This window comes from Micromonospora sp. KC721 (assembly GCF_004348355.1).
Lineage (GTDB): Bacteria > Actinomycetota > Actinomycetes > Mycobacteriales > Micromonosporaceae > Micromonospora.
In genome coordinates, this window is the sequence record NZ_SMJY01000176.1 from 1 (window position 1) to 12,838 (window position 12,838).

9 protein-coding genes are annotated in these 12,838 nt (G+C 68.6%); 6 read left to right on the forward strand and 3 right to left on the reverse strand.

What is annotated here, in order from left to right; genetic code table 11:
- Window positions 1-18: 18 nt before the first annotated feature.
- Genes kduD through E1182_RS24035 form a run of 3 tightly spaced genes read right to left on the reverse strand, consistent with a single transcriptional unit; the run spans window position 19 to window position 2,568 of the window.
- Window positions 19-780, reverse strand: a complete 762-nt coding sequence (gene kduD / locus E1182_RS24025; RefSeq protein WP_132269232.1) for a 2-dehydro-3-deoxy-D-gluconate 5-dehydrogenase KduD — start codon at window positions 778-780, stop codon at window positions 19-21.
- A complete protein-coding gene (locus E1182_RS24030) occupies window positions 777-1,805 on the reverse strand; it encodes a zinc-binding dehydrogenase (protein WP_132269234.1) in 1,029 nt (342 codons plus the stop codon). Before E1182_RS24030 ends, kduD begins: the two co-directional genes overlap by 4 nt.
- A gap of 58 nt (window positions 1,806-1,863) precedes the next feature.
- Window positions 1,864-2,568 carry a FadR/GntR family transcriptional regulator gene (locus tag E1182_RS24035; RefSeq protein WP_132269237.1) on the reverse strand — a complete coding sequence of 235 codons (705 nt, stop codon included), beginning with the start codon at window positions 2,566-2,568 and terminating at the stop codon, window positions 1,864-1,866.
- A 325-nt stretch (window positions 2,569-2,893) separates the two neighbouring features.
- Between E1182_RS24035 and E1182_RS24040 the strand changes: the two genes are divergently transcribed.
- From E1182_RS24040 to E1182_RS24065, 6 genes are all read left to right on the forward strand, one after another.
- A complete protein-coding gene (locus E1182_RS24040; protein WP_132269240.1) occupies window positions 2,894-4,198 on the forward strand; it encodes an enolase C-terminal domain-like protein in 1,305 nt (434 codons plus the stop codon).
- 29 nt (window positions 4,199-4,227) lie between these two features.
- Window positions 4,228-5,283 carry a sugar ABC transporter substrate-binding protein gene (locus E1182_RS24045; RefSeq protein WP_132269243.1) on the forward strand — a complete coding sequence of 352 codons (1,056 nt, stop codon included), beginning with the start codon at window positions 4,228-4,230 and terminating at the stop codon, window positions 5,281-5,283.
- A 23-nt stretch (window positions 5,284-5,306) separates the two neighbouring features.
- Complete coding sequence (locus E1182_RS24050; protein WP_132269245.1) at window positions 5,307-6,875, forward strand: sugar ABC transporter ATP-binding protein; 1,569 nt, start codon at window positions 5,307-5,309, stop codon at window positions 6,873-6,875.
- Window positions 6,876-6,987: 112 nt separating this feature from the next.
- Complete coding sequence (locus tag E1182_RS24055) at window positions 6,988-7,914, forward strand: ABC transporter permease (RefSeq protein ID WP_243706390.1); 927 nt, start codon at window positions 6,988-6,990, stop codon at window positions 7,912-7,914.
- Window positions 7,915-8,306: 392 nt separating this feature from the next.
- Window positions 8,307-11,153 carry a carbohydrate-binding protein gene (locus E1182_RS24060; protein WP_132269251.1) on the forward strand — a complete coding sequence of 949 codons (2,847 nt, stop codon included), beginning with the start codon at window positions 8,307-8,309 and terminating at the stop codon, window positions 11,151-11,153.
- A gap of 30 nt (window positions 11,154-11,183) precedes the next feature.
- Window positions 11,184-12,838 (forward strand): ThuA domain-containing protein (locus E1182_RS24065; protein WP_132269253.1); only part of this gene is annotated, 1,655 nt, incomplete at its 3' end.

The following is a 12,838-nucleotide window of genomic DNA, read 5'->3' on the forward strand; positions in this document are numbered from 1 at the left end:
CCTCAACCGGACAGAGCCTTATCGCCCGAGCCAGCCTCCATCGACGGGGATCACGGCTCCGTTGACGTAGTCGGACGCCGGCGAGGCAAGGAAGACGACGGCTCCGGCGAGGTCGTCGGGGCGGCCCCAGCGGCCGGCGGGGATGCGGTCGAGGATCGCGGCGTTGCGGGCCGCGTCGTCGCGTAGCGCCTGGGTGTTGTCGGTGGCGATGTAGCCGGGGGCGATGGCGTTGACGTTGACACCACGGCCGGCCCACTCGTTGGCCAGCGCCCGGGTGAGCCCGACGAGGCCGGACTTGGCGGCGGTGTAGCCGGGAACGTTGATGCCGCCCTGGAAGCTGAGCAGCGACGCGGTGAAGACGATTTTGCCGTGGCCGCGTTCGACCATGCGCCGGCCGATCTCCCGGCTGAGGACGAACTGGGCGGACAGGTTCACCGCGATCACCTCGTCCCAGTCCTGGTCGGAGTGGTGGGCCGCAGGGGTGCGTTTGATGATGCCGGCGTTGTTGACCAGGATGTCGACGGGGCGGCCGTCGTGTTCGAGCCGATCGGCGAGCGCGACCAGGGCGTCGCGGTCGGCGAGGTCGACCTGGTATCCGATGAAGGCGCGGCCGTGGCCGCGCACCCGCTTCTCGACCTCGCTGCCGGTGGCTTCGAGGTGTGCGCTGACGGCGATGATGTCGGCTCCGGCGGCGGCGAGGGCGTCGGCCATGGCGAGCCCGATGCCGCGCCGGGCGCCGGTGACGACGGCGAGTCGTCCGGTGAGGTCGAAGGGATTCACGCGGTGGCCTCCTGGCAGTCGATGAGGACCTTCATGACGTCGCCGCCGGCGCGTAGGGCGGTGAACGCGGCGGCGGCGTTGTCGAGCGGTTCGATGCGGGAGATGAGGGCCTCGGCCGGCACCTTGCCGTGGCTGAGCAGGTCGATGGCGGTGTCGTAGTCACCCCGGTCGTAGACCCGGGCGCCGACCATGGTCAGTTCCCGCCAGAAGAACCGGAACAGGTCGACCTGCCGTGGTTGGTTGTGGATGCCGACGACGACCAGCCGACCGCGTACGGCGAGCACCTCGACGGCCGTGTCGACGCCGGCGGCCGAGCCGGAGACCTCGAAGGCGACCGCGGCGCCGGCGCCTTCGGTCCACGCGTCGACCTCGGCGGCGATGTCGTCGTGCGCCGGGTCGAGCGTGCGTAGCCCCAGAGCCTGGGCGACGGCGCGTCGGTGCGGGTCGAGTTCGAGGATGGTCACCTGCGCCCCGACCGACCGGGAGACCAGGGCGATCAGCACGCCGACCGGTCCACCGCCGATCACGACAGCCTTCTGGCCGGACCGCAGTTCGGCGCGGCGTACGTCGTGTACCGCGACCGCCGTGGGCTCGACCAACGCGCCGTGGGTGAGCGGCAGCTCTGGCGGCAGGGGTACCACGACGCCTGCCGGCACGGTCCAGCGTTGTTGCATCGAGCCGGCCGAGTCGATGCCGATGAAGTTGAGCCGGTGGCAGATGTGGCGGTGTCCGGCCTGGCAGGCGGGGCAGGTGCCGCACCAGTCCAGCGGCATGACCGTGACCGGTTGGCCGACGGTCAGATCATCGACGCCGGGGCCGAGGGCGGCGACCCGGCCGGACATCTCGTGACCGATCGTCTGCGGTGTCTGGACGCGCTGGTCCATGGCACCGTGCAGGATGTGCAGGTCGGTGCCGCAGATGCCGGTGTACGCGACCTCGATCTGCACCTGCCCGGGCCCAGGGGTGACGGGGGGCCGGTCCTCGACCACGATCGTCGCGTCGCCGGCATACAGCGCTGAACGCATGAGAGACCTCTATTCGGGAGTGTTGTTCGCTGAGCGACGCTGTGCCAGGCGTCGCTCGTCAGATCGGCCGCGTTGCCGGCTCGTCGTCGCGTAGGTGCGCCCGGAGCCACGTCTCGGTCGTGGTGATGTGCATCAGTGCCGCGGCCTGGGCCAGGATGGCGTCGCCGGCGACCAGCGCGGCGTAGATCGCCTCGTGTTCGCGGAGCGTCTGTCCCGCGGCGTCGGCGTCGACCAATCCTCGCCACACCCGAGCGCGCAGCGTTCGACTGGATATGCCCTCGAGTACCGTCGAGAGCGTTTCGTTGCCGGTGGCGGCGATGACCGCGCGGTGGAACGCGGCGTCGTGCTGGTTGAGCAGTTCCACGTCGTCCGCCGCCGCGCGCATGGCGTCGAGATGCCCCTTGACCTCGGCGAGCTGCCGCGGGGTGACGCGAGTGGCGGCCAGCGCGGTGGCGACGGGTTCGAACAGCCGGCGTACCTCGGTCAGCTCCAGCATCGTGTCGCCCTGCAGCAGTTCCACGGCTTCGCCGATGCCTTCCAGCAGCAGCTTCGGCTGCAGGCTGGTGACGAAGGTGCCGTTGCCGCGCCGTACCTCGAGCACGCGCGCGGCGACCAGCGCCCGAACGGCTTCCCGCATGATGTTGCGCCCGACACCGAGGTCGGCGGCGAGCTGCTGCTCCGGCGGCAGTCTCGATCCTGGCGGCAGCTCACCCGACTGGATGAGCTCCCGGATGCGCGTCATGGCCTTGTCGGTCAGTGACATGGTGCGGTGCCTCTGGCGGTCAGCCCCGGCCACGAGGTCGGGGAGGAGAACGGAGGTTGCTGGTGGCCGGAAAGCCTAGCAGGGTGATCCCATGTCAGAGAACCATGAGTAGCCGAGTGGTCGCTTGCGCTCCTCGATGCCATCAGGGTATTCCCTTGTGGCAGCGAGGTCTTCGATCTGTGTCTGGACTGGACGGCTGGCTAAGGCTATAAAAGACATCCCATGCCGGGAGCGCTGTCGGGATGACGGCGGTGCGTGCGGGCGGCGTGGAAACAGCTACGACGCGGTGGCCGACAGGCCGGGGCGTGGGGAAGAGGTAGCCGTCATGGCTGAGGTGATCAGCACGATCGAGGCGGTGGATGTCCGCTTCCCGACCTCGCGTGAGCTCGACGGATCGGACGCGATGAATCCGGAGCCCGACTACTCGGCGGCCTACGTCACGATCCGCACCAGCGCTGGCCAGGAAGGCTACGGCTTGGCATTCACCGTGGGGCGCGGCAACGACGTCCAGGTCGCCGCGGTGCAGGCGCTCGCGCCACTCGTGATCGGCCTGCCACTGGCGGACATCCTGGCCGATCTCGGCGGGTTCTCCGACCGGCTGACCGGCGACAGCCAGCTACGGTGGCTCGGCCCGAACAAGGGGGCGATCCACATGGCCGCGGGCGCGATCGTGAACGCGACCTGGGACCTGTACGGCCGCAGGGAAGGCAAGCCGGTCTGGCGGCTGCTGGCGGCGATGACGCCGGAGCAGCTGGTCGACCTCGTCGACTTCCGCTACCTGCGGGAAGCCCTGACCCGTGAGGAGGCGCTGGAGATCCTGCGGCGCGCTGAACCCGGACGCGCCCAGCGCCAGCAGCACCTGCTCGAACGGGGATACCCGGCCTACACCACCACCCCGGGGTGGCTGGGCTACACCGACGAGAAGTTGGTACGCCTGGCGAAGCAGGCCGTGGCGGACGGATTCGGTCTGATCAAGCTGAAGGTGGGCGCAGACCCGGACGCCGACGTACGACGGCTGCGGTTGGCACGTGAGGCGGTGGGACCGGACGTCCGCATCGCCATCGACGCCAACCAGGCATGGGGAGTCGATCAGGCGATCGCCTCACTGGAGCCGTTGGCGCCGTACCACCCGTACTGGATCGAGGAACCGACGTCACCGGACGATGTGCTCGGCCACGCCGCGATCCGCGAGGCGGTGGCACCGATCAAGGTCGCGACCGGTGAGCACTGCCACAACCAGGTGATGTTCAAACAACTACTGCAGGCCGGTGCCATCGACATCCTGCAGATGGACGCCAGCCGGGTCGCGGGGGTGACCGAGAACGTCGCGATCCTGCTGCTGGCCGCCAAGTACGGGGTGCCGGTCTGTCCGCACGCCGGCGGCGTGGGCCTGTGCGAGATGGTGCAGCACCTGGCGATGTTCGACTACGTCGCGGTTTCCGGTACCACCGAGGGGCGCGTGATCGAGTACGTCGACCACCTGCACCAACACTTCGTCGACCCGGTCGTGATCCGTGATGGTCACTACGTGGCACCGACCGCTCCGGGTCTGGGGGCCCGGATGCACCCGGCGTCGATCGCCGCGTACCGCTATCCGGACGGCCCGCAGTGGGTGTCCGCCGAGCCGTGATCCGAGCCTGTTCTCCGATAGGAGCTGTGATGAAACGTAAGAGACTGGCGGTGGTGGCGGTGGCCGCCGTGTCCACGATCCTGCTCAGCGCGTGCGCCGGCACCGACACCACCGCCAGTGGTGGCGCACCGGTGGTGGGTGTCGACTACCCCCGCTCGGACACCGACTTCTGGAACTCGTACATCAAGTACACCCCGCAGTACGCCACGGAACTCAAGCTCGATCTGAAGACCACCAACTCGCAGAACGACGTGGCGAAGCTGACCTCGAACGTGCAGACCTTCATCAGTCAGGGCGTCAAGGGCATCGCGATGGCGCCGCAGGACACCGCCGCCATCGCCCCGGCGCTGCAGACCCTGGCCACGAAGAAGATCCCGGTGGTGACCATCGACACCCGCCCTGATCAGGGTGACGTGTTCATGGTGGTGCGCGCCGACAACCGCGCCTACGGCGAGAAGGCGTGCCAGTTCCTGGGCACCAAGCTCAAGGGCACCGGCAAGGTCGTCATGTTGCAGGGCGACCTGGCCTCGATCAACGGCCGCGACCGCACCGAGGCGTTCAACGAGTGTATGAAGAAGAACTTCCCGGGGATCACCGTGTTCGGAGAGGCGACCAACTGGGACGGGGCGGTCGCCTCGCAGAAGCTGCAGATCCGGTTGACCGAGCATCCCGACATCAAGGGCGTCTACATGCAGTCCAGCTTCGCGCTGGCCGGTACGCTGCAGCTGCTCAAGCAGCGTGGTCTGCTGACCAAGCCGGACGACCCCAGGCACGTGTTCGTGGTTTCCAACGACGGCATCCCGAAGGAACTGCAGGACATCGCCGCCGGCAATATCGACGCCACCGTATCCCAGCCGGCCGACCTGTACGCCAGGTACGCGCTGTACTACCTCAAGGCGGCGATCGACGGCAAGACCTTCCAGCCCGGACCGACCGACCACGACAGCACGATCATCGAGGTACGCCCAGGGGTCCTCGAAGACCAGCTGTCCGCTCCGCTGGTCACGCTCGACGGCGGCGTCTACGGCGGCGTGCCGAGCCTGAAGCCCGACGACAAGTCCCTGTGGGGCAACAACATCGGCTGACCAGCCTTAAGGATGGTACGCACATGAGCGGCAGCGGACAGCGTCCGGCGCGCTCCGTATCCGCCCTCACCGGCGACGGGCAGACTCCGCTGGATCTGCCGGTCGCCGAGGCGGCGAACATCACCAAACGGTACGGCTCCACGGTGGCCCTGCACGACGCCGGAATCACCGTGCGCCCCGGCGAGACGCACGCGCTGGTCGGCCGCAACGGCGCGGGCAAGTCCACCCTGGTGTCGATTCTGACCGGGCTACAGGCTCCGGACTCCGGGTCGGTCCGGTTCTCCGGTGCACCGGCACCGCGGTTGTCGGATCGCGACGCGTGGCGGCGGCACGTCGCATGCGTCTACCAGAAGTCGACCATCATTCCCGAGTTGACCGTGGCGGAGAACCTGCTGATCAACCGGTACGACCGGGGGCGCAGCGGACTGATCAGCTGGCGTTCGCTACGGCGGCGGGCGCAGGAGTTGCTGACCGCGTGGTCGGTGGACGTGGACGTCCGGAGCAGGGCGGGCGACCTGGGCGTCGAGCAGCGCCAGTTCGTCGAGATCGCCCGGGCACTGTCGTTCGGAGCCCGGTTCGTCATCCTGGACGAGCCGACCGCCCAGCTGGACGCCGCCGCGATCGCCCGGCTGTTCGCCGGTATCCGTGACCTGCAGGAGCAGAGGGTGACCTTTCTGTTCATCAGTCACCACCTGCAGGAGGTCTACGAGATCTGCGACATGGTGACCGTGTTTCGCGACGCCCGACACATCGTCACCGCACCGGTCGCCGAGCTGCCTCGTCGCGACCTGATCGCCGCGATGACCGGAGAGGCCAACAGTCTGGAAGCGCCCCGTACGCGTACCGGACCGGCCGGGTCGGCGCGGGTGGTCCTCGACGTGGCTGCCCTGGCTTCGGCGGGCGCCTTCGAAGACGTGTCGTTCCAGGTGCGCGCCGGTGAGATCGTGGGCCTCGCCGGCTCAGGCGGGAGCGGCAAGACCGAGGTCGCCGAGACGATCGTGGGGCTGCGCACCGCCGATGCCGGCACCATCGCCGTCGCCGGCCGCCGGCCACGCGCCGGTGATGTCAGCGCGGCCCTGGCCACCGGCATCGGATTCGTCCCGCAGGACCGCCACCACCAAGGACTCGTCGCCGGCATGTCGATCGCCGACAACGCCACGTTGACGATTCCCGATCGGCTCGGCCCGGCCGGCTTTCTCAGCACCCGGCGCCGGGACGCGGTGGCAGCCGCGGCGATCGACGACCTGGCGATCAAAACGCCCGGGCCGGGGCTGCCCGTTTCCGGGCTGTCCGGCGGCAACCAGCAGAAGGTTGTCATGGCCCGTGCCCTGGCGAGCGACCCACGACTGCTGGTCCTTGTCACTCCCACCGCGGGGGTGGACGTACGGTCCAAGGAGTTCCTGCTCGGCAAGGTGGGGCAGGTCGCCAACTCCGGGACCGCTGTCGTCATCGCCTCTGACGAACTCGACGACCTGCGACTGTGCGACCGGGTCCTGGTGATGTTCCAGGGCCGCATCGTCGCCGACCTGCCCAGCGGCTGGCGTGACCAGGACATCGTGGCCGCAATGGAAGGACTGACCATCGATGCCTGAGACCACGACTGCACCGGAAGCACGCACGACGGGTGGGGCCACGGCGGGCACACCCGGCCAGCGCCGGATCGCCGGCCGGGTCGCCCTCGCTCGGTTACGGGATCTCGCCCTGGTGCCGGCCATCATCATCATCGCGATCGTGGGCCAGCTCATCAATCCGGTCTTCCTGAAGCCCGACAATCTGATCAACATCGTTCAGACGATGTCGGAGATCGCCCTACTCGTGCTGGCCCAGACCATCGTCCTGGTCGCCGGCAAGATGGATCTGTCGCTGGAGTCCACCTTCGGCCTGGCCCCGGGCGTCGCCGCCTGGATGACCGTCGCCGTCGGCGCCGGACACGGACTCGGACTGGTACCCGGCGGCTGGGCCGTTCCGATCACCCTGGCGGTCGGGGCGCTGATCGGCATCGCCAACGCCCTGCTGATCGTCCGGTTCGGTCTGCATGGTTTCATCGTGACGCTGGGCATGCTCATCGTCCTGCGCGGCCTGCTCACCGGCATCTCCGGCGGCCAGACGTTCTTCACCCTGCCCGAGTCGATGATGTATCTCGGCACGGCGGTGTGGTGGGGCATCCCCGCGTCGATCTGGATCTGCGTGGCACTGTTCGCCGCCGGCATCGTTCTGCTCGGTTACACCAGTTTCGGGCGATCGCTCTACGCCATCGGTGGCAATGTCGATGCGGCGAGAGCCGCGGGTATCCGTACCGACCGCGTCCTGGGGGTCGCCCTGGTCAGCGCGAGCACTCTCGCCGCACTCGGTGGGCTGTTGCTGTCCGGCCGCCTCGCCTCCGTGGCGGCCTCGCAGGGAAACGGCGCCATTTTCACCGTGTTCGCCGCTGCGGTCATCGGTGGCGTCAGTCTCAACGGCGGCAAGGGCAGCATGTTCGGCGCCTTCACCGGCATCCTGCTCCTGTTCATGATCCAGAATGTGCTGACGCTGGCCGGCGTACCAGCCCAGTGGATCGGCGCGCTCAACGGCGCCATCATCCTCATCGCCCTTGTCGTGTCCCGCATCACCGGGGGCAAGGCGCAAGAATAGGCACTTCACGCGACGGCGACCACCCGGCATTCCGTTGTCTGACGTGCGGCGTGGTCACGACGGTGGCGGCGCTCTGGATCGCGTGCCTCGCTACGCCGTGACACCGGCTTTCTCATGTTTGAGCGAAAGTGTGGCCGGCTCGGACGCAAGTATGGACAGGTCAGGCGGAAGTCCTCTACTCTCGTCGCACGACCATCATGGTTGTCGATGCGTTCCGGCGGCGCGGTGACCATCGACCTGCACTGTCTCCGAGCTGTTGCCCCCGCTCGGCGGTAGCGGCCCCCTCCGGGCATGGCACCCGGTAGGCCGACAGCACCTCCGGCTACGGCCTCGGCGCGTCGGCGCGCGCCCCAGCCTGGCAGTCACCTGTTCAGGAAGGGGATTGCACCTTCATGTCCACCCGAATCGAGAGAACTGTTGCCGTGCGCTGGCAGGCCGCGGGTTCGGCCCTCCTGCTTGCCGCGGCCACCCTCGTCGCCACCCTCGCGACCACGCCTCCGGCCTCGGCGCACCCGATCAACGCCGCCGATTTCCAGCAGGTCCAGCTCGCCCGCGGCGTTTCCGAGGTGGGCGAGCCGATGTCGCTGGCCATCCTTCCCGACCGTTCGGTCCTGCACACCGCGCGCAACGGAACGGTGCGCCGTACGGACGCCAACGGGAACACGTCGGTGATCGGCACGATCCCGGTCTACACCCACGACGAGGACGGCCTTCAGGGCATCGGCGTCGACCCGGGGTTCGCCACCAACCGGCACATCTACCTCTACTACGCCCCGCCGCTGTCCACCCCGGGCGGTGACGCGCCGGCCACCGGCAGCAACTGGTCGGCCTGGCAGGGGGTCAACCGGCTCTCCCGGTTCACCCTCAACGCCGACTTCAGCCTGAACGCATCCAGCCGGGTGGACATCCTGGATGTGGCGGCCGACCGAGGAATATGCTGCCACGCCGGCGGCGACATCGACTTCGACGCGGCGGGCAATCTGTACCTTTCCACAGGGGACGACTCCAACCCGTTCGACTCAGCCGGGTACTCCCCACTGGACGAGCGGACCAATCGCAACCCGGCGTTCGACGCGCAGCGTACCGCCGCCAACACCAACGACCTGCGCGGCAAGATCCTTCGGATCAAGGTGAACGCGGACGGGTCGTACTCGATCCCGGCCGGCAACATGTTCGCGCCCGGAACGGCCCGGACCCGGCCGGAGATCTACGCGATGGGCTTCCGCAACCCGTTCCGGATGAGCGTCGACAAGGCCACCGGCGTCGTGTACGTCGCCGACTACGGGCCGGATGCCGGAGCGACCTCGGCACGTGGTCCGCAGGGTCAGGTCGAGTTCAACCGCGTCCCGGGCCCCGGCTTCTACGGCTGGCCGTACTGCACCGGCGCGAACACGAACTCCGAGACGTACTCCGAGTGGAACTTCGCCACCAACACGGCGGGCCCGAAGTACAACTGCTCGGGGGGGCCGACGAACAACTCCTTCCGCAACACCGGCCTGAGCACGCTGCCCGCGGCCAAGCCGGCCTGGATCCGGTACGGCGGCGACGCGGGAAGCCCGCCGGAGTTCGGCAGCGGCGCCGAGGCGCCGATGGCCGGGCCGGTGTACCGCTACGACCCCAACCTCAACTCGCCGACAAAGTTTCCCCAGGCGTTCGACGGGCAGTTCTTCGCCACCGAGTTCGGCCGGCGTTGGATCAAGCCGATCCACGTCAACGCAGACGGCTCCCCAGGCGTGATCGACAACTTCCCGTGGCGCGGCACGCAGATCATCGACTCGGCCTTCGGCCCGGACGGGGCGTACTACGTGCTCGACTACGGCACCGGGTTCCACAACGGGGACGCGAACTCCGCGCTCTACCGGTTCGACTACGTCGGCGCGGGCAACCGGGCACCCACCGCGGTGGCCAGCGCGGACCGGACGACCGGCCAGGCGCCGCTGACCGTGAACTTCTCCTCGGCCGGCTCGTCCGACCCGGAGGGCGGGGCGCTGACGTACGCGTGGAACTTCGGTGACGGCACCTCATCCACCGCCGCCAACCCGACGAAGACGTACAACACCAACGGCAGCTACACGGCCACCTTGACCGTACGTGACCCGGAGGGTGCCACCGGGACCGCCAACGTGCGGATCACGGTGGGCAACACCGCGCCGTCGGTGACCGTCAACAGTCCCGCTGCCGGGGAGCTCTTCGCCTTCGGCGACACCGTGCCGTTCAGCATCACCGTGACCGATCCGGAGGACGGTGCGATCGACTGCGCCAAGGTCAAGATGACCTACATCCTGGGTCACGACAGCCACGGCCATCAGATCACCTCGAAGACCGGCTGCTCCGGCACGATCACCATCCCGGTCGACGGTGAGCACGACGACGCGGCGAACATCTTCGCCGTCTTCGACGCCGAGTACACCGACAACGCCGGGCTCACCACGCACACGCAGCACATCCTTCAGCCGAAGCACCGGCAGGCCGAGCACTACACGAACTCGTCCGGGATCGCCACCTTCGACAAGTCCACCGCGCAGGGCGGCAAGTCCGTCGGCAACGTGGAGAACGGCGACTGGATCGCCTTCGAGCCGTACAAGCTGAGCAACGCCGCGTCGTTCAGCGCGCGGGTGTCCTCCGGCGGAGCGGGGGGCACGTTGCAGGTCCGGGCCGGCTCACCCACCGGCACCATTCTCGGTTCCGTCGCCGTCGCGTCGACCGGCTCGTGGGACACCTTCACCACCGTCACCGGCTCGATGTCCGGTGCACCCGCCGGCACCACCACGCTCTACCTGACCTTCGCCGGCGGCTCCGGGTACCTCTTCGACGTCGACGCGTTCACCTTCAACACCGGTGGCCCGACGCCGACGCCGGGTACGGGGCCGATCGTGGGGATCGGCGGTAAGTGTCTGGACCTGCGCAACGGTAGCTCGGCTGATGGGACGCAGGTGCAGATCTGGTCGTGTACCGGTGCGGCTTCGCAGCAGTGGACGGTGACGCCGGGGTCGACGATCAGGGCGTTGGGCAAGTGCCTGGACATCAGCGGCTCCAGCACGGCCAACGGCGCGAAGGTGCAGTTGTGGAGCTGCCACGGTGGCGCGAACCAGAACTGGCAGGCGCAGTCGGACGGTTCGGTGCGGAATCCGCAGTCGGGTAAGTGCCTGGACGTGTCGGGCAACAGCTCAGCGGACGGCGCGGTGGTGCACCTGTGGAGCTGCCACGGTGGCGCCAACCAGAAGTGGACCCTGCCCTGATGTCCCGTTATCAGAAAGAGAGCAACTGACATGCGTAGACATCCCCGAACCCTGCTCGGCGGCGCGGTGGCGCTACTGGCCGCCATGGCCTGCACCGTACCCGCCGGTCCCGCGGCGGCCGCGGACGCGCCGTACGACGTTCTGGTGTTCTCCAAGACCGCCGGTTTCCGGCACGACTCGATCCCCGTCGGCATCCAGACCATCCGCGACCTCGGCGCGACGAACACCTTCACCGTCACCGCCACCGAGGACGCCAACCACTTCACCACCGGCAACCTGAGCCGCTACGAGGCGGTGATCTTCCTCAACACCACCGGCGACGTGCTGAACGACACCCAGCAGTCCGCGTTCCAGTCCTACATCGGCTCGGGTGGTGGCTTCGTCGGCGTCCACTCGGCCGCGGACACCGAGTACAACTGGCCGTTCTACGGCAGCCTGGTGGGTGCCTACTTCGCCTCGCACCCGGCCATCCAGCAGGCCAACATCAAGGTGGAGGACCGGGCGCACGCGGCGACCGCCCACGCGCCACAGACCTGGACCCGTACCGACGAGTGGTACAACTTCCGGACCAACCCGCGCGCCGGCGCGCGCGTGCTGGCCACGCTCGACGAGTCGTCGTACTCGGGCGGCTCGATGGGCGCCGATCACCCGCACGCCTGGTGCAAGACCTACTCCGGCGGCCGAGCCTTCTACACCGGCGGTGGGCACACCCAGGCGTCGTACGCCGAGCCGGCGTTCCGGGCACACCTGCTCGGCGGCATCCGGTACGCGGCCGGCCGGACCAAGGCCGACTGCCGGCCGGAGAGCGGCTACGCGGCCCTCTACAACGGCTCGACCACGGGCTGGTCGCAGGCCGGCCCGGGCGGGTTCACCAACTCCGACGCCACCCTCAGCTCGTACGGTGGCCTTGGCCTGCTCTGGTACAGCGCGCGGCAGTTCACCAGCTACTCGCTCAAGCTGGACTGGAGGATGCTCGGCGACGACAACTCCGGCGTCTTCATCGGCTTCCCACCGTCGAACGATCCCAACTCGGCGATGACCAACGGTTACGAGGTGCAGATCGACGCCACCGACGCGCCCGACCGCACCACCGGGTCGATCTACGCCGTCAAGGCGCCGGATACCGCCGCGCGGGACGCGGCGCTCAACCCGCCGGGGGAGTGGAACACCTTCGAGCTGCTGGTCGAGGGGGAGCGGCTCCAGGTCTTCCTGAACGGAGCGAAGATCAACGAGTTCACCAACACCGACCCCGCCCGATCGCTCGCGGGCCACATCGGGATCCAGAACCACGGTACGGGCGACGACGTGTCGTTCCGCAACATCCGGATCAAGGAGCTGGGCGGCCCGACGCCGACGCCCGGCACGGGGCCGATCGTGGGGATCGGCGGTAAGTGTCTGGACCTGCGCAACGGTAGCTCGGCTGATGGGACGCAGGTGCAGATCTGGTCGTGTACCGGTGCGGCTTCGCAGCAGTGGACGGTGACGCCGGGGTCGACGATCAGGGCGTTGGGCAAGTGCCTGGACATCAGCGGCTCCAGCACGGCCAACGGCGCGAAGGTGCAGTTGTGGAGCTGCCACGGTGGCGCGAACCAGAACTGGCAGGCGCAGTCGGACGGTTCGGTGCGGAATCCGCAGTCGGGTAAGTGCCTGGACGTGTCGGGCAACAGCTCAGCGGACGGCGCGGT

Bases quoted from the DNA above. Each gene is read 5' to 3' on its own strand.
- E1182_RS24045 (WP_132269243.1), top strand. From the start codon at position 4,228: ATGAAACGTAAGAGACTGGCGGTGGTGGCGGTGGCCGCCGTGTCCACG.
- E1182_RS24060 (WP_132269251.1), top strand. From the start codon at position 8,307: ATGTCCACCCGAATCGAGAGAACTGTTGCCGTGCGCTGGCAGGCCGCG.
- E1182_RS24050 (WP_132269245.1), top strand. From the start codon at position 5,307: ATGAGCGGCAGCGGACAGCGTCCGGCGCGCTCCGTATCCGCCCTCACC.
- E1182_RS24030 (WP_132269234.1), bottom strand. From the start codon at position 1,805: ATGCGTTCAGCGCTGTATGCCGGCGACGCGACGATCGTGGTCGAGGAC.
- E1182_RS24035 (WP_132269237.1), bottom strand. From the start codon at position 2,568: ATGTCACTGACCGACAAGGCCATGACGCGCATCCGGGAGCTCATCCAG.
- E1182_RS24040 (WP_132269240.1), top strand. From the start codon at position 2,894: ATGGCTGAGGTGATCAGCACGATCGAGGCGGTGGATGTCCGCTTCCCG.